The sequence below is a fragment of the Ensifer sp. Root423 genome (genome assembly GCF_001426275.1).
GTDB lineage: Bacteria > Pseudomonadota > Alphaproteobacteria > Rhizobiales > Rhizobiaceae > Ensifer > Ensifer adhaerens.
This window is the reverse complement of the sequence record NZ_LMEG01000018.1, coordinates 1-16,252: the sequence shown is the minus strand read 5'-3', so window position 1 is coordinate 16,252 and position 16,252 is coordinate 1. Positions and strand designations below refer to the sequence as shown.

Annotated in this window: 16 protein-coding genes; 3 read left to right on the top strand and 13 right to left on the bottom strand. The window is 62.3% G+C overall.

The features are described 5' to 3' along the window. Complete coding sequence (trpB, locus tag ASD01_RS18195; RefSeq protein ID WP_034801666.1) at nt 1-1,221, bottom strand: tryptophan synthase subunit beta; 1,221 nt, start codon at nt 1,219-1,221, stop codon at nt 1-3. Next, complete coding sequence (locus tag ASD01_RS18190) at nt 1,218-1,892, bottom strand: phosphoribosylanthranilate isomerase (RefSeq protein ID WP_034801664.1); 675 nt, start codon at nt 1,890-1,892, stop codon at nt 1,218-1,220. Before ASD01_RS18190 ends, trpB begins: the two co-directional genes overlap by 4 nt. Before the next feature lie 156 nt (nt 1,893-2,048). Between ASD01_RS18190 and ASD01_RS18185 the strand changes: the two genes are divergently transcribed. After that, nucleotides 2,049-2,243 carry a YqaE/Pmp3 family membrane protein gene (locus ASD01_RS18185; RefSeq protein ID WP_034801662.1) on the top strand — a complete coding sequence of 65 codons (195 nt, stop codon included), beginning with the start codon at nt 2,049-2,051 and terminating at the stop codon, nt 2,241-2,243. Between the two features lie 25 nt (nt 2,244-2,268). On the opposite strand, the gene ASD01_RS18180 is transcribed toward ASD01_RS18185, so the two are convergent. From ASD01_RS18180 to ASD01_RS18140, 9 genes are all read right to left on the bottom strand, one after another. Then, nucleotides 2,269-3,021: a M48 family metallopeptidase gene (locus tag ASD01_RS18180; RefSeq protein ID WP_034801660.1), complete on the bottom strand. Its 753-nt coding sequence runs from the start codon at nt 3,019-3,021 to the stop codon at nt 2,269-2,271. Between the two features lie 109 nt (nt 3,022-3,130). Next, the gene (locus ASD01_RS18175; protein WP_034801651.1) at nt 3,131-3,550 is read right to left on the bottom strand and encodes a DUF2852 domain-containing protein; all 420 of its coding nucleotides are present in this window, start codon (nt 3,548-3,550) and stop codon (nt 3,131-3,133) included. A 146-nt stretch (nt 3,551-3,696) separates the two neighbouring features. Further along, nucleotides 3,697-4,971 (bottom strand): polyhydroxyalkanoate depolymerase, encoded by a 1,275-nt coding sequence (phaZ, locus tag ASD01_RS18170; protein WP_034801648.1) that lies wholly within the window; start codon nt 4,969-4,971, stop codon nt 3,697-3,699. A gap of 333 nt (nt 4,972-5,304) precedes the next feature. Beyond that, a complete protein-coding gene (locus tag ASD01_RS18165; RefSeq protein WP_060521537.1) occupies nt 5,305-6,327 on the bottom strand; it encodes a zinc-binding alcohol dehydrogenase family protein in 1,023 nt (340 codons plus the stop codon). A 26-nt stretch (nt 6,328-6,353) separates the two neighbouring features. After that, complete coding sequence (locus ASD01_RS18160; RefSeq protein WP_034801644.1) at nt 6,354-7,331, bottom strand: ABC transporter permease; 978 nt, start codon at nt 7,329-7,331, stop codon at nt 6,354-6,356. Between the two features lie 39 nt (nt 7,332-7,370). Then, nucleotides 7,371-8,924 (bottom strand): sugar ABC transporter ATP-binding protein, encoded by a 1,554-nt coding sequence (locus ASD01_RS18155; protein WP_060644229.1) that lies wholly within the window; start codon nt 8,922-8,924, stop codon nt 7,371-7,373. 94 nt (nt 8,925-9,018) lie between these two features. Further along, complete coding sequence (locus ASD01_RS18150; protein ID WP_034801640.1) at nt 9,019-10,008, bottom strand: ABC transporter substrate-binding protein; 990 nt, start codon at nt 10,006-10,008, stop codon at nt 9,019-9,021. A 167-nt stretch (nt 10,009-10,175) separates the two neighbouring features. Continuing rightward, a complete protein-coding gene (locus ASD01_RS18145) occupies nt 10,176-11,195 on the bottom strand; it encodes an aldo/keto reductase (RefSeq protein WP_034801638.1) in 1,020 nt (339 codons plus the stop codon). Nucleotides 11,196-11,227: 32 nt separating this feature from the next. Next, complete coding sequence (locus ASD01_RS18140; RefSeq protein ID WP_034801636.1) at nt 11,228-12,733, bottom strand: UxaA family hydrolase; 1,506 nt, start codon at nt 12,731-12,733, stop codon at nt 11,228-11,230. A gap of 218 nt (nt 12,734-12,951) precedes the next feature. Between ASD01_RS18140 and ASD01_RS18135 the strand changes: the two genes are divergently transcribed. Continuing rightward, complete coding sequence (locus ASD01_RS18135) at nt 12,952-13,830, top strand: GntR family transcriptional regulator (protein WP_034801634.1); 879 nt, start codon at nt 12,952-12,954, stop codon at nt 13,828-13,830. 20 nt (nt 13,831-13,850) lie between these two features. Continuing rightward, nucleotides 13,851-14,939 carry a mannitol dehydrogenase family protein gene (locus tag ASD01_RS18130; RefSeq protein WP_060644228.1) on the top strand — a complete coding sequence of 363 codons (1,089 nt, stop codon included), beginning with the start codon at nt 13,851-13,853 and terminating at the stop codon, nt 14,937-14,939. Here the strand turns inward: ASD01_RS18130 and ASD01_RS18125 are convergent. Together ASD01_RS18125 and ASD01_RS18120 are read right to left on the bottom strand one after the other, a co-directional pair. Further along, nucleotides 14,933-15,739 carry an aldolase/citrate lyase family protein gene (locus ASD01_RS18125; protein ID WP_034801630.1) on the bottom strand — a complete coding sequence of 269 codons (807 nt, stop codon included), beginning with the start codon at nt 15,737-15,739 and terminating at the stop codon, nt 14,933-14,935. The two genes, ASD01_RS18130 and ASD01_RS18125, sit on opposite strands and share 7 nt — an antisense overlap. Before the next feature lie 127 nt (nt 15,740-15,866). Then, on the bottom strand, nt 15,867-16,252 hold a 386-nt coding region (locus tag ASD01_RS18120; RefSeq protein WP_156623665.1), incomplete at its 5' end, for an aldehyde dehydrogenase family protein.

Sequence of the window (16,252 nt, the reverse complement as noted above, 5' to 3'; positions counted from 1 at the left end):
TTACTGCCCCATTCCCAGTAACTTGCCGACGGTGAAGATGTCCTTGTCGCCGCGGCCGGAGAGGTTCATCAGGATGATCTCGTCCTTGCCCATTTTTGGCGCGCGCTTGATGACTTCGGCAAGCGCATGCGACGGCTCGAGCGCCGGAATGATGCCTTCGAGACGGGTCAGCGTCTGGAACGCCTCAAGCGCTTCGTGGTCCATGATCGGCACGTATTCGACGCGACCGACATCGTTCAGCCAGGCGTGCTCCGGGCCGATGCCGGGATAGTCGAGACCGGCCGAAATCGAATGCCCTTCCTTGATCTGGCCGTCGCCGTCCTGCAGCAGATAGGTGCGGTTGCCATGCAGCACGCCGGGCGAACCGGCTGTGATCGAGGCGCAATGCTCGTCGCCTTCGATGCCCTTGCCGCCGGCTTCGACGCCGACGATCTTGACGCTCTCGTCATCGAGGAACGGATGGAAGATGCCGATTGCGTTGGAGCCACCGCCAACGGCGGCAATGACGAGATCCGGCAGCCGGCCTTCGGCGGCGAGCATCTGCTCCTTGGCTTCCTGGCCGATCACCGCCTGGAAATCGCGGACCATCTCCGGATAGGGATGCGGGCCGGCAGCCGTGCCGATCAGGTAGTAGGTGTTGTCGACATTGGTGACCCAGTCACGCAGCGCCTCGTTCATGGCGTCCTTGAGCGTGCCGCTGCCGGCCGTCACCGGCTTTACCTCGGCACCCAAGAGCTTCATGCGGAAGACGTTCGGCGCCTGGCGCTCGACGTCGGTCGCGCCCATGTAGACGACGCAGGGCAGGCCGAAGCGGGCAGCGACGGTTGCCGAAGCCACGCCATGCTGGCCGGCACCGGTCTCAGCGATGATGCGCGTCTTGCCCATGCGCTTGGCAAGCAGGATCTGGCCAATGCAGTTGTTGATCTTGTGCGAGCCGGTGTGGTTCAGCTCTTCGCGCTTGAAGTAGATCTTGGCACCGCCAAGCTCCGCCGTCAGCCGTTCAGCAAAATAGAGCGGGCTCGGGCGGCCGATATAATGCGCGCCGAGATGCTCCAGCTCCGCCTTGAAGGCCGGATCGTTCTTCGCGTTGTCCCACTCGTTCTGGAGATCGAGGATCAGCGGCATCAGGGTTTCGGCCACGAAGCGGCCACCGAAGATACCGAAACGGCCGTCCTCGTCCGGGCCACCCCGGAAGGAATTCAACTTTGGCGCCTGGTTCACGTCCTGCTCCCTGACCGTGGCATGCCCGCCTCCGCCTGGCGAACGGCATTGAAAAACGATTCCATGAGCTTCAGATCCTTGACGCCCGGCGCGCTCTCGACGCCGGAGGAGATATCGATGGCACGCGCGCTGGTCTGCGCCATGGCCTCGCCAATGTTGTCGGCGTTAAGACCACCGGAAAGCATGTAATCGACGCTTCCGTCAAGCGCATCGAGCAGCTTCCAGTCAAAGGAAACGCCGTTGCCACCGGGCAAATCGGACCCTTTTGGCGGCTTGGCATCGAAGAGGAAGCGATCGGCAATGCCGATATAGGCATCGATCTTTTCAAGGTCAGATGCTTCGCGCACCGAAAGGGCCTTCATGACAGGAAGGCCATACATCGCCTTGACCGTCAGCAGTCGCTCCGCGTCCTCGCTGCCGTGAAGCTGCAGGATATCCGGATTGAGGGCCGAGACGATCTCGTCAAGCTCGTCATTGTCGGCATTCACCGTGACGGCGACGATCTTCGCCTGGCCGCGAATCCTGTCGGCGATGCGGCCGGCATCGTCGGGCTCGATGTTCCTGGGGCTCTTCGGGAAAAAGATGAAGCCGACATGGGATGCGCCGAGCGCGACAGCACGCTCGGCCGCTTCCGCGGTCTTCAGCCCGCATATCTTCACTTGGGTTTTCATGAGAAGCGACCTTGCATGAAATGCCGCGCGAGTCGAGCCAAAAACCGACGCAAAAGCGGTCACTCAGCGCCCCCGCACCCGTCCTTTGGCGGGTGCGCGCCCCTTGCGCGGCAGGCGCGCTTTCACCATATGCATTTTACCACAACGGAGAGACTGATGCGCCTGTTGCTCGCGCTTATCCTGCCCTGGCTGCAGTTTTTTACCATCGGCCGCCCCTTTGCTGGCCTCATTTGCCTGATCCTGCAGTTGACCCTGATCGGCTGGGTTCCGGCGGCGATCTGGTCGGTCTATGCGCTCAGCCAATACAAGACCGACGAGAAGATCCGCGAAGCGCTGCGCCACCGCGCATAACGCGCCGCTCATCGCCCTGTAAGATTCAATCGAAGTCGATCGCGTGAAGCATCGTGCCGTTGCGGCGGAGCCATCGCTTGGCATCGTCCGTATCCGGACACAGCCTCCCGCACAGCGCCCAGAAGTCGGGCCCGTGATTCATTTCCTGCAAGTGTGCCACTTCATGCGCAGCGAGATAGGCGATGACCTTTGGCGGCGCCATGACAATGCGCCAGGAAAAACTCAGCGCCCCGTCGGCTGAGCATGATCCCCAGCGGCTGCGCGTGTCCTTGAGCGAAAGCGACTTTGCCCTCCGGCCGATACGGCCGGTATAGATCGCCACCAACCGGTCGAGATCCTGGCGCGCTTCCTTCTTCAGGAAATCGACGATGCGCCGTGTGAGATGTTCCTCGCCACCGCTGACGCGCAGCACCGGTTCGTCATCGATCACGATCGCTTCCGTGAGCCCACGGATCTTGCCGGTGCGCTCGATGCGGTGGGCAACGCCGCGGATGAGGATGGAACCGCCCTCCTCGATCTGGCTTTCGCCGGAGAAGCGGGCGAGCTTGGTCATCAGCCAGCCCTGGTGTCGTGTCAGGAAGGCATTCACCTCGCGCTCGGGGAGGCCCTGCGGCACCGTCATCTTCAGGGCCCGCCCGCCTGGCTCGATGCGCAGCGTCATGCGCGTCGCGCGCGCGTTTTGCTTGATCGTCAGCGGCAGGGACTTGCCGGCGACCTCGATCTGCCGCGTTGTTGCGGGTGGTGCAGGTTGAATGCGCCGCTTGAAGGAAGGGAACATGCAGGCTTTCTAACCGATTCGCGGGGCTTTCGCCTACTGTTCGCTGGTTGGATGCGTGCCGAGAGTGATCCGGCGTTTCATGTGAAACGCCGGAAGCGGTTTCGTCAGGTTAATGGGCTTCGACAATCGGACCCGAGCCACCATTCTTGCGATCGCGCATGAAGCGGTCGAACTCTTCCTGGTCCTTGGCGCGGCGAAGCTCGCGCACGTAGGTGTCGAATTCTTCGCGCATCTCGTCGAGCTTGCGGCGCTCCTCTTCGAGGCGAGCCAGTTCAGCTTCGCGCCAGTCGTCGAAAGCGACGTTGCCGGTACGATGCGTCCAGTTGGAACGGCGGCCGCCGCGCTTGAAAGCCGAGCACATGCCATCCACCGTATCGTTTGCGTCTTTCTTGAACGTCTTGAGCTTTTCGCCAAAGAGAATGTACGCGAGCATGGCCAGGCCGAGCGGCCAGAAGACCACAAAGCCAAGCACCATCAGGGCGATGGTCGCGGGCGTCCAATCCGGACGGATCATTGCAGATTGGTTCATCTTCAGGATTCCTCGCAATCATCCGGGCCGCCCATGCGACCCGATGAAAACGATGTGGGAAGGCGCCCTTGGCTCTGCAAGACGCCTCCCTCCGGAATCCGACAAACCCTTGACTCTACGCGGTCAAAACGACCCAAGAGCCGGGATCAGGCCGACTTTCCGCCCTTGATCAGTTGCTTTACCGGTTTTGCGTGGCGCGCATGCTCGCGGTGGAACGCGACGATGCGCGGCGCGATTTCGCGGCGGAAGCGAGAGCCGTTGAAGACGCCGTAGTGACCGACATCCGGCTGCATGTAGTGCATACGCATATGATCCGGGATGTTGGTGCAGATGGTCTGCGCCGCCTTCGTCTGGCCAACGCCCGAGATATCGTCGTTCTCGCCTTCGACCGTCAAGAGCGCGACCTTCTTGATCGCGGTCGTGTCGACGCGCTTGCCGCGATGCATCATCTCGCCCTTCGGCAGCGCGTGCTGCATGAACACCACCTGCACGGTCTGCAGGTAGAATTCGGCCGTCAGGTCCATGACCGCGAGATATTCATCATAGAAGTCACGGTGCTTCTCGGCGGCATCGCCGTCGTTTTTCACCAGATGGGCGAAGAACTCCTTGTGGGCGATCAGGTGCCGGTCGAGATTCATCGACATGAAGCCGGAGAGCTGCAGGAAGCCCGGATAGACCATGCGCATGAAACCCGGCTGCGGCCACGGCACCGGCATGATGACATTGTCACGGAACCATTCGATCGAACGTTCTTCCGCCAGCTGGTTGACGCCGGTCGGGTTGATGCGGGTGTCGATCGGGCCGCCCATCAGCGTCATCGTCGCCGGCGACAGCGGATCGTCGGCAGCTTCCATCAGCGCGACGGCGGCGAGCACCGGCACCGCGGGCTGACAGACGCCGATCACATGCGTGTCGGGCCCGAGGAAATGCAGCATCTGGATGACGTAGTCGATGTAATCATCGAGATCGAAGGTGCCTTCGCTGAGCGGCACCATGCGGGCATCGATCCAGTCGGTGATGTAGATATCGGAATGCGGAAGCAGCGCCTCGACCGTGCCGCGCAACAGCGTCGCATAGTGGCCGGACATCGGCGCGACGATGAGCACCTTCGGATCGGGCGCGCGGCCCTTGGGAAGCGCACGCTCGAAATGAATGAGGTTGCAGAATGGCGCCCGCCAGACGATGCGTTCGTAGATCGAAACCGATTGACCATCGACCACAGTCTCGGGAAGACCGAACTCCGGCTTGCCATAACGGCGGGTGGAGCGCTCGAACACTTCGAGACCGGCGGCGGCGGCGCGACCGAAATAGGTGTGCGAGACGGGGTTCATCGGATTGCTGAACGCGAGCCGCATGGCGTCGGCTGCCGTGCGCCACGGCGCCATCATTGCGTGGTTCAGTTCATAGAGCTGGTAGAACATGGGAAGCGTACCCCTTGGTTCAATCAACGACAACGCCGCTCCCGGTCGGACGCAAGCTTGCGATTGTTTGTCTTGGTGTCCGCAATCGCTGCCAGACTACCATTTTTCTTGTGCAGTGCAACAAATATACCCGTCTCGCCTCGATACAAGGCCTGAAGCTAGAATGAATCTGGATTCCTGACGATTTGCAAACGAGCTTGCTCGAAACTGGCCGTTTTCCGCTGTTTTCGTGCATTGAGGCACGCTGCCTGACGTTTTCAGGAAAACCTGGAGCCTCGCCGCAGGAAAATATGGGTACGCTCCCCTGTGGCGATGCAGCAAAGCCGCCATCACTCAGGTGGCCGCCACTTGGATGACTGCCTTCACCAGACCCGTCTTTTCCTCCGCCCATCGCGGCAGATCGGCAACCGCGCCATCGAGCGTGGTGCGGTGGGTGATCAGCGCGTCGATAGGCACAAGGCCGGACGCGATCGACGCGACGACGTGGTCGAAATCCTGCCGGGTCGCGTTGCGGCTGCCGATCAAGGTCATCTCGCGCTTGTGGAACTCCGGATCGGAGAAGCGGATCTCGTCCTTGACGACACTGACGAAGACCAGGGTACCGCCATGGGCGACGTGGGCGAAGGCCGCCTGCATCGAACCACCGTGCCCGGTGGCGTCGAAGACGACATCGAAACCGTCGCCATCCGTCGCAGCGGCAATGCGCGCCGCCGCATCAACATCCACGACGATGCCCTTGGCAAAGCCGAGCTTGCGAGCGGCAAAGTCCAGCCGCTCGGTACTGGTGTCGGCGAGCACCACGTCATGGCCGGCGATGCGAGAGAAGATCGCCGTGCCGAGTCCGATTGGCCCGGCACCGATAACCAGCGCCCGTGACCCGGCATCCGTCGATGCCCGGCGGACCGCGTGGGCACCGATCGCCAGGAACTCAACGGTGGCGGCCGCCTCCGGCGACAGACCCTCCGCCGGATAAAGATTACCCTCCGGCACGACGATCTCCTCGCAAAACGCACCGTCGGTATGGACGCCGAGAACCTTGATGGCCGTGCAGCAGTTCGGTTTGCCCTTTCGGCAGGCAATACAAGCGCCACAGGAGAGATAGGGGTTGACCACGACCGGCGTGCCGGGCGCTATCGTCGTCCCTCGCCCGCCAGAAATCACCGTTGCCGAGATCTCGTGGCCCATGACCCGCGGATATTCGAGGAACGGATGTTTGCCGGCGAAGATATGGTAGTCCGTGCCGCAGATGCCGACATGGCTGACGGCAAGGCGGACCCAACCGTCCGGCACGGTTTCGATTGGTGTGCGATCGACGACCTCCAGCCGACCGGGTTGTGGGCAGAGCACGGCTTTCATGGCAATTCTCTCGAGTACGGCAGCGCCTAGCGGGCGCTGCGGCGACGCAATTGGTCGAAATAGACGATGACGATGATCAGCGCGCCGGTGATGATGCGCTGCCAGAACGAGTTGACGTTCAATAGGTTGGCGCCGTTGTTGATCGTTGCGAGGATGAAGGCGCCGAGCAGCGGCCCGTGCACCGAGCCGACGGCCCCAAAGAGGCTGGTGCCGCCGATGACCGACGAAGCGATCGCCTGCAGTTCCCAACCCTCGGCCTGGGTGGCGTTGCCGATGCCGATGCGCGAGGCAAGCAGCAGGCCAACGAAGGCGGCGCAGGTCGACGACAGGATGTAGGCCAGATAGATCGTGCGGTGGACGTTGACGCCGGAGAGACGGGCGGCCTCACTGTTGGAGCCGACGGCGAAGAGATAGCGGCCGAAGCGGCTCAAATGCAGGAAGACATAGGCCGGGATCGCCACCACGATCACCATCCAGAACAGGCTGGGAACGCCCAGGAAATCCGCCCGCGAAAAATTGGTGAAGGCCTCATTGGTGATCGAAATGGTCGAGCCATTGGTGATCAAGAGGCCGATACCGCGGAGCGAGGTCAGGGTCGCCAGCGTGATGATGAAGGGCGGCAGGCCCATGCGCACGATGCCGAAGGCGTGGAACGCGCCGATCAGGACACCGAAGGCGAGCGTCAGGATGATGGCGATCCAGAGCGGCACGCCGGCGGCCAGCAGCCAGGCGACGATAACGCTGGTGAAGCCGACCACGGCACCGACCGAAAGGTCGATGCCGGCGGTAATGATGACGAAGGTCTGGCCAACCGCAAGGATCGCCGTCATCGCCCCCTGGCGCAGCAGGTTGCTGATGTTGTTGGGCGTCCAGAAACTGTTGGTCGCGAAGCCCAACAGCAGCCAGAGGAACAGAAGCAACCCCAGGAGGGTAAGGCCGAACAGAATGCTCACGCCCTTGCGTGGTGCCGCGCTGGCGCCGCTCTCCACCGTTTCCGCACTCATCGTCTTCCTCCCTGCATCCTCAAGTTTGTTTTTATCGGTTCAAACGCCAATTGCCTGCGTCAGCACTTCCTCATGGCTCGCGGCGCGATAGTCGTGGCTGGCGACCAGCCGCCCGCGCCGGAACACGTGCAGCCGGTCCGCCAGTTCGTAGACCTCGGGCAGATAGGACGAGATCAGGATGATGCCCGCCCCGTTCTCCAGAAGCCGTGCGAACAGCCGATAGATTTCCGCCTTGGTTCCGACATCGACGCCGACCGTCGGCTCGTCGAAGATGAAAAGCTTGGCGCCGTGGCTCAGCCACTTGCCGATTACGATCTTCTGCTGGTTGCCGCCGGACATGGCGGAGGCCAGCACCCGGCGTGACGGCGTCTTGATCTTCAGGTCGCGAATCTGGCGGTCGGCGTTTTCCCGTTCCTGCTGGCCATTGATCGTCAGACCGCGTGTCAGCCGGTTGAAAACCGGCAGATTGATGTTGAGGCCGATCGGCAGGTTGAGGCAGAGGCCCTGGTCGCGCCGGCTTTCCGGCGCAAGCGCAATGCCGAGGTCCATGGCCTTACGCTCGCTGGCGATCTCAACCTTGCGGCCCTGCCAGTAGATCTCTCCAGCCGTTGGTCGGTGCCGGCCATAGAGGCCGAGCGCAAACTCGCTGCGTCCCGCGCCGATCAGCCCATAGAGGCCGACGATCTCGCCGGCGCGCACCGTCAGCGATACATCCTGGAAACCGGGACCGCTCAAGTTGCGCGTCTCGACGATCATCTCGCCGGGCGGAAAATGCTCCTTGTGATAGATCTGCTCGATCGTGCGGTTGATCATCAGCGCGATCAGTTCCGCCTCATTGGTCTCGCCGATCTTGCGGGTGCCGACATGGGTGCCGTCACGCAGCACCGAGACACGGTCGGCAAGCTCGAACACTTCCTCCATGCGATGGCTGATATAGACGATCGTCACGCCTTCGGCCTGCAGCCTTCGGATCAACCGGAAGAGCTGTGCCGATTCCTGGCGGGTGAGATAGGCGGTCGGCTCATCGAAGATCAGAAACTGCGTGCCGCGCATGGCCGCGCGTGCCGTGGCGACAAGCTGCTGCTGGCCGATCGTCAGGCTACCAAGCACGGCACCGGCCGGCAGGTTAAAGCCGAGATCATCCAGCACGCTTTGTGCCTCATCGGTCATGGCGCGCTTGCGCATCAGGCCGTTGCGATTGATCTCGTCGCCGAGAAACATATTGGCCGCGACCGACAGGTGCGCGCAAAGTACGACCTCCTGGTGCACGGCATTGATACCGCGCTCAATCGCCTCCTGCGGCGTGCCAAGCTGAACGGGTTTTCCGCACCAGAAGATTTCACCGGACGTGCGCTTGATGACGCCGGTCAGAAGCTTGATCAGCGTCGACTTGCCGGCCCCGTTCTCACCGACGATCGCGTGAACTTCACCGGAAAGAAAGGTCAGCGACGCCGGCTTCAAGGCTTCGACGGCGCCATACTTCTTCTGCAGGGCGCGCAGCTCCAGGATAGGCTCGCCTTTCGGAACCGGATGGCGTGTCGCCACATGCAGTCCTTCGGTCCTCCCGTCGCGTGCCTCTTGCAAATCGGTCATCTGCGCATTCCTCCCATCGCAGAGATCGCTTGCGGCCGGTCCTCGTTCCGGCCGCAAGCGGGTGCGGCGGGCTCAACGCCCACCGCAGCCGTCGTCACTTGACCTTCGGGTTCAAGAGAGCGTCGATCTTCGGCTCGGCCATGTTGGCCTTGGTCACCAGATTGGCGCCGGTATCGACATTCGCCTCGACCTTCTCCTTCTTCGAGACCGCGAGCGCCGTCTTCACGCCATCATAACCCATGCGATAGGGATCCTGAACGACGAGACCGGCCAGAACGCCTTCCTTGAGGAAGCCGACCGTCTTGTCGTCGCTGTCGAAGCCGATCACCTTGATCTTGTCGCCGAGCTTGTTTTCGGCAATTGCCTGGCCGACACCCTGCGCCATGATCAGGTTGGACGCGAAGACGCCGACAAGGTTGGGATTGGCGGTGATCAGGTCGGTCATGATGTTGAGGCCGGTGGTCGCCTGGCCGTCGGCATATTTGTCGACGACGACCTTGAAGCCCGGATACTTGGTCTTGACCTGATCGAGGAAGCCTTCGCGGCGCTGGTCGAGCGAGCCGACGCCCGGAAGGCTGGTGATGATGGCGATCTCACCCTCTTCCTTGCCGCTCATTTCCTTGACCGCCGCAGCGAGACCATCGGCAGCGATGCGGCCGCCCTGGACGTTGTCGGTGGTGAGGAACGACGAGAAGGCCTTGGAGTCGGCACCGGAGTCGATGCCGATGATCGGAACGGCCTTTGCCGCCTCATCGATCGGCTTGCCGAGCGCCTTGAATTCCGTCGGCGAAATGACGACGGCAGCCGGCGCGCCCGCAACCGCGTTCTCGAGAATGCTGATCTGGCCGTTGATATCGGATTCGGATTGAGCGCCGAGCTCCGGCACGTTGACGCCGAGATCCTTGCCGGCGGCGCGGGCGCCAGCGAGCACGATCTGCCAGTAGAAGGACGTGGTATCCTTGACGATGATCGGGATCGTCACGTCCTGTGCGAAGGAGGCGACCGGCGACATGCCGGCGATCATCGCGGCGCCGGCCAGGGCGGTAAAGGCGCGACGGGTAAGGCTGCTTTTCAGAATGCTCATCCCAGGTTTCTCCTCTTGGTGCACCGTGTTCCACTTCTTGGAGGTCGATCGCAGGTGCTGGCTTATCGACCTTTTATCGATAAAAAACATATTGGAATGCTAATACGACAATCCCGGCTTGGCAAGCTGCCGGAACAGCATTTCAGACGGCGCTTTAGTGCCGTCCGTTAAACCCGAACCGGCTCGTCCCCGAGCTCCGGTGCGACCAGTGTGAACGGCTCGAAGGCGGCGAAATCGGCGGCGGAAAACCGGTGCTCGACGAGCGCCATGTTGCGCGCCAGGCTCTGCGGCTTGGCGGTGCCGAGCAGCACCGAGGCGACCTGCGGACTGGCGAGCGGAAACTGCATGGCGGGTGCGGCAAGCGGCACGTTCATGCCGCGGGCGACCGCGTCCATGGCACCGACCTTTTGCCGGATATCTTCCGTTGCCGGCATGTAGTCGAAATGCGCGCCTTCGACCGGTCCCGTCGCCAGGATGCCCGAATTGAAGACCCCGCCGACGACGAGCGAAGTCTGCTTCTTCTCGCAGAGCGGCAGCAGTTCGGCGACAGCCGACCGGTCGAGCAAGGTGTAACGCCCGGCCAGCAGGATGCAGTCGAGATCGGCCTGGCGCAGGACGTCGAGACAGACCGGCACTTCGTTGACGCCAAGACCATAGGCCGCAATCGTTCCCGAGGATTTCAGCCCCTCCAACGCCTTGAGGCCGCCCTCCATCAACTGCCGTAAGTAGATCGCATTGCGGGCGGCGCCATGGGTATAGACGCCGATATCATGCACATAGAGGATATCGATGCGGTTGAGCCCGAGCCTGGCGTAGCTGAACTCGATGGAGCGCATGATGCCGTCATAGCTGTAGTCGTAGGTGACGTCGAAATTGAGCGGCTTCACATAGGAATAGTCCGGCACCTCGTCTTGCGGCACCGGATGCAGGAGACGGCCGACCTTGGTGGAGAGCACGAACTGGTCGCGCGGCTTATCGCGCAGGAAGTCGCCGACGCGGCGCTCGGCAAGGCCGAGGCCGTAGAAGGGCGCAACGTCGAAGTAGCGCATGCCCGACTGCCAGGCAGCGTCCAGGGTCGCCATCGCCGACTCGCGGGTGCATTCGCGGTAGAGGCCGCCAAGACCGGCGGCGCCGAAGCTAAACTCGGTCACCGATAGGTCGGTTCGACCGATCCGTCTCGTCTGCATTTCCCCGTTTCCTCCTCCAAGGCCTACGCAAATTAGAGCGTTGCGCCCAGATGCCAGGGCACGAACTCATTATCGCCGTAGCCGAAAAGCTCGCTCTTGGTCTTGCGGCCCGAAGCGGTCTCGATGATCAGGTCGAAGATCTCGCGGCCAAGCCCGGCAATGCTCGCCTCCCCCGAAGCGATCACGCCGCAATCGATATCCATGTCCTCTTCCATCGCCCGGTAGAGCGCCGTGTTGCTGGTAAGCTTGATCGACGGCGCGGGCCGACAGCCGAAACAGCTGCCGCGACCGGTGGTAAAGGCAATGACATTGGCGCCGCCGGCGACCTGGCCAGTGGCCGATACCGGGTCGTAGCCAGGTGTATCCATGAAGACGAGCCCGTGCTCGGTGACGCGTTCGGCATAACGGTAGACCGCGTTCAGCGGCGAGCGGCCGCCCTTGGCGACGGCGCCGAGCGATTTTTCGAGGATCGTGGTCAGGCCACCACGTTTGTTGCCCGGCGAAGGATTGTTGTCGAGCGAGGCGCCATGCATCGCCACATAGCTCTCCCACCAGGCAATCAGCCCATCAAGTTTCAGCGCCACTGCTTCGTTGACTGCACGGCTGCGCAACAGGTGCTCGGCGCCATAGATTTCCGAAGTCTCGGAGAGGATCGCCGTGCCGCCGGCCGCGGCAAGGATATCGACCGCAGCACCCAGCGCCGGATTTGCGGTGATGCCCGAAAGCCCATCTGAACCGCCACATTGCAAACCGACGATGATCTCGCTGACCGGGATCGCAATACGGCGTTCGTTCCCGACTTCGGCCGCGATTTCCTCGAGAATGCCCAGCGCCTTTTCAACGGATCGACGCGAGCCGCCGGCTTCCTGGATGTTGAAATGACGTTTCTCCGCGCCGGCGCCGCTCTGGCCATAGAGCGTCAACTGGTTGACCTCGCAGCCGAGGCCGACCATCAGAACGCCGCCGAAATTGACATGGCGGGCGTAGCCGGCGAGGGTTCGGTGCAGATTGGCCATGCCGTCGCCGGTCGAGGACATGCCACAGCCCTGATCGTGCACGATCGGCACGAAACCATCGATACCCTCATATCTCGGGAGAATGCGCCTGTTCGCCTCCTCGGCGATGGCGCGACAGACCGTGGTGGAACAGTTCACGCTGGCGACGACACCGATGTAGTTGCGCGTCGCTGCCCGGCCATCACCTCTTCGATAGCCCATGAAGGTGCGGGCCTTGTCGGCATCGCTTGCCGCTTCCGGCACCCCCTGTGGGCTGATCGCCAAGCGATCCTTGTCGAAGGCGAGGTTGTGGGAGTGCACGTGGTCGCCCGGCGCGATATCGGCGGTCGCCCGGCCGATCGCCTGGGCGTATTTCACGACCGGCTCGCCGGCGCGGATCGGGCGGATCGCGATCTTGTGGCCGGCATCGACTTTCGCTGCTGCATGAACATTGTTCGGCAGGGCGTCGCCAGCGGCAATCGCCAGCGTCGCCACGACGACATTGTCCTCCGGTGCGAGCAGGATGGTGGACGGCGCAGACACCCGGTTTCTCCCAAATGATTTTCGTTCTGTCTTTTATCTACAATAGACAGATAGCCGTCAATGGGTATTATAGCGAAAACATCGGCGGCAGGCCGAGACGCCCCGGAGCGACTTGGGAGGAACAGATGTGGATGACAGACGCAGACAAAACCGGAGCGACGGGATAGAGGAGCCTTCCGCGTAAGCGCAGAAAACTTCGAACGATCCGGACGTCGCCCATGGCAAAGCAGAACACCGTCTTCAAGGATGCCTATAACCGCTGCCTGAAGTTGCTGGCGGACACATCCTCGCTGCCCTCCGAGCCAGAACTCGGACAGATGCTCGGCGTCAGCCGGACGACGGTCCGCGCGATCCTCAGCCGCTTCGAGGAACTGCAGCTGATAGCCTGGGACAAGCGCAAAAAGAGCGTGCTGAGACAACCCCGGCCCGACGATTATTTTCCGACGGAAGAGACGGATTCACTCGCCGAGATCATCGAGCGCAGCTTCATGCGCCGGATTCTCGCCGGCGGCGCCGAGCCGGGCATGCAGATCAACGAGTTGGAACTGGCGCGCGACATTGGAACCGGCACGACCAGCGTACGTGAATTCCTGATCCGTTTCAGCCGCTTCGGCCTGATCGAGAAGCGGCCGAACAGCCATTGGATCCTCAAGGGTTTCACCCGCGAATTCGCGCTGGAGCTGACGGAAGTGCGCGAGATGTTCGAACTGCGCTCGGCCGCGCGCTTTGTCTCTTTGCCCGACAACCATCCGGCGTGGGATGAGCTTCGGGAGATCGAGGCTCTGCACCGGGACATCCTCGCCGACATCGACAATCGCTACCGGGAGTTCTCCGAGCTCGACGAGCAGTTTCACCTGCTGGTACACAAGGCATCGAGCAACCGGTTCATCGTCGATTTCTACGACATCATCGCGATCGTCTTCCACTATCACTACCAGTGGAACAAAACGAATGCCCGCCAGCGCAACGCCCGCGCGCTCGAAGAACACCTCGCCTATATCGAAGCACTGCGTTCGCACGACCCGGCCAAGGCGGAACAGGCCTGCCGGCGACACCTTCAGTCCGCTCGCGAAACCCTTCTCCAATCCATTCCATAGCCAGCTATCGGAGCCTATGCATGCCGACGCCGATCGTGCAATTCGGGACGAGCCGCTTTCTTCAGGCGCATGCCGATCTCTTCATCAGCGAAGCGTTGAAGAAGGGGGAAGCGCCCGGTCCGATCACCATCGTGCAAACGACAGGGTCGAGCGAACGGTCTGGGCGCCTTGCAGCCCTTGCCCGGCCGGAAGGCTTTCCCGTCATCATCCGTGGCATCCAGGAAGGCGAGACGATCGACGCGACGCAGCGAGTGACAAGCGTGGCGCGCGCGCTTTCGACCGCCCAAAACTGGAGCGAGATCCGGGCGATTATCGCCGAGGAAGCCGAAATCCTGATCTCCAACACCGGCGACACGGGTTACCAGGTCGGCGACAACGACCCAATAACCGACATTCCGCTTTCCTTTCCGGGTAAGCTGCTCCTGCTCTTGAAGGCGCGTTTCGACGCGGCCCGACGCCCGCTGACGATTCTTCCTTGCGAGCTCGTGTCGCGCAACGGCGACGTGTTGAAGGCGCTGATGCTGCGGCTCGCGGCGGAGCGGATGGGAAACATCGCCTTTATCGACTGGCTGGACAAGGATGTCGTCTGGGCCAACACGCTGGTCGACCGCATCGTCTCCGAGCCGCTCGAGCCTGCCGGTGCAATTGCCGAACCTTATGCGCTCTGGGCGATCGAAAACCAGTCCGGCCTGCGGCTCCCTTGCATCCATCCGTGCGTGAAGCTCGTGGATGACCTGACGCCTTACGAGAAGCTGAAGCTTCACATTCTCAATCTCGGCCACACGGTGCTCGCCGAGCTCTGGCTTAGGCAAGGTCGCGACCAGAACGGGACCGTTCGGAAAATCCTGGCCGACCCCGGCATTGCCGCGCACTTGGACAAAATCTACCAATCCGAAGTGATCCCCGCCTTTGCCGCAAAAGGCCTGGAGAGCGAAGCGGCAGACTACGTGACCGCGACGCTGGAACGCTTCAGAAACCCGTTCCTCAACCACCGCCTAGGCGATATCGCCAATCATCATCGCGAAAAGATCGAACGGCGGATCGTCGATTTGCTGCGCTGGAGCCCCGGCGTAGTCATGCCTGAGCTCCAGGCAATTTGCGATCAGTAGCCGGATTCCTGCTTTTTCGGAACCGACGTCGCCTCGCCGAGAAACTCCTGGCGTAATGCCGTCGTCGCGCGCACGAGCGAGGTGACATCCGTGCCGATCGCCATGAAATCGGCGCCCATCTCGCGATAGTCTCGCGCCTGTTCGAGATCGAGCGTCATGATGCCCCGCGCCTTGCCGGCCTTCTTGATGCGCTCAAACGCGTCGGCGATCGCCGCGCGCACCTCCGGATGACCCGGCTTGCCGAGGTAACCCATGTCGGCCGCCAGATCGGAGGGACCAATGAACAGGCCGTCAACGCCATCGAGCGCGGCAATCTCGTCGATGGCGGCAAGACCTGCGCGGCTCTCGATCTGCAGGATCAGGCAGATTTCGTCGCCGGCGGTCTGAAGATAGTCGCCGATGCGGCCGAACTCCGAGGCCCGCCCGAGGGCGGCGCCGACGCCGCGAATACCATGGGGCGGATAGCGGGTGGCGCGCACCAACTGCTGCGCCTGCGCCAGGCTCTCGACCATCGGGATCAGGAGGGTCTGCATGCCGGTATCGAGGATCTGTTTGATCAGCACGGTATCGCCCACCGGCAGGCGAACCATCGGGTGGCTCGCCGATGCGGAGACGGCACGAAACTGTGCGGACAGCAGCGGGATATCGTTCGGCGCATGTTCGCCGTCGATGAGCAGCCAGTCATAGCCGCTGCCGGACACCACTTCGGCCGCATAGGGGCTGGCTAGCGCCACCCAGAGCCCAAGCTGGAAGCGGTTTTCGCGCAGGGCTGCTTTGAAAGGGTTCTTCGGTGCCGGCATGGGTCGTCTCCTCCTGCTATGCGACGGGACGAGCGATGCCTCAATCCCGCAATCACGAGATTTCTACCGGCAAAGAAAAAAACCGGCCAGAACTTTCCGGCCGGTTTTTCAGATTGGGTACCGTATCTTACGCAACGCCGCCGAGGCAGACATATTTGATCTCGGTGAACTCCTCGATGCCGTAGCGCGAGCCCTCGCGGCCAAGTCCGGAAAGCTTGACGCCGCCGAACGGCGCTTCGGCCGTCGAGATCAGCCCGGTGTTGACGCCGACCATGCCGTATTCCAGCGCTTCGGCGACCCGGAACACCCGCGCCAGGTCCTTGGCGTAGAAATAGGACGCAAGGCCGAATTCGGTGTCGTTTGCCTGCTCGACGACATCCGCCTCGTCGGTGAAGCGGAAGAGCGGCGCCACCGGCCCGAAGGTTTCCTCACGCGCAACCGCCATCGCCTGGGTGACGTCGGCCAGAACCGTCGCCTCATAGAAGGTGCCGCCGAGCGTGTGACGCTTGCCGC

Excerpts from the sequence above, each read along its gene's own strand:
- ASD01_RS18135 (WP_034801634.1), top strand. The coding sequence starts at position 12,952 with ATGGCAAAGCAGAACACCGTCTTCAAGGATGCCTATAACCGCTGCCTG.
- phaZ (WP_034801648.1), bottom strand. The coding sequence starts at position 4,971 with ATGTTCTACCAGCTCTATGAACTGAACCACGCAATGATGGCGCCGTGG.
- ASD01_RS18160 (WP_034801644.1), bottom strand. The coding sequence starts at position 7,331 with ATGAGTGCGGAAACGGTGGAGAGCGGCGCCAGCGCGGCACCACGCAAG.
- ASD01_RS18150 (WP_034801640.1), bottom strand. The coding sequence starts at position 10,008 with ATGAGCATTCTGAAAAGCAGCCTTACCCGTCGCGCCTTTACCGCCCTG.
- ASD01_RS18190 (WP_034801664.1), bottom strand. The coding sequence starts at position 1,892 with ATGAAAACCCAAGTGAAGATATGCGGGCTGAAGACCGCGGAAGCGGCC.
- ASD01_RS18180 (WP_034801660.1), bottom strand. The coding sequence starts at position 3,021 with ATGTTCCCTTCCTTCAAGCGGCGCATTCAACCTGCACCACCCGCAACA.
- ASD01_RS18125 (WP_034801630.1), bottom strand. The coding sequence starts at position 15,739 with ATGCCGGCACCGAAGAACCCTTTCAAAGCAGCCCTGCGCGAAAACCGC.
- ASD01_RS18155 (WP_060644229.1), bottom strand. The coding sequence starts at position 8,924 with ATGACCGATTTGCAAGAGGCACGCGACGGGAGGACCGAAGGACTGCAT.
- ASD01_RS18130 (WP_060644228.1), top strand. The coding sequence starts at position 13,851 with ATGCCGACGCCGATCGTGCAATTCGGGACGAGCCGCTTTCTTCAGGCG.
- ASD01_RS18175 (WP_034801651.1), bottom strand. The coding sequence starts at position 3,550 with ATGAACCAATCTGCAATGATCCGTCCGGATTGGACGCCCGCGACCATC.
- ASD01_RS18185 (WP_034801662.1), top strand. The coding sequence starts at position 2,049 with ATGCGCCTGTTGCTCGCGCTTATCCTGCCCTGGCTGCAGTTTTTTACC.
- ASD01_RS18145 (WP_034801638.1), bottom strand. The coding sequence starts at position 11,195 with ATGCAGACGAGACGGATCGGTCGAACCGACCTATCGGTGACCGAGTTT.
- ASD01_RS18165 (WP_060521537.1), bottom strand. The coding sequence starts at position 6,327 with ATGAAAGCCGTGCTCTGCCCACAACCCGGTCGGCTGGAGGTCGTCGAT.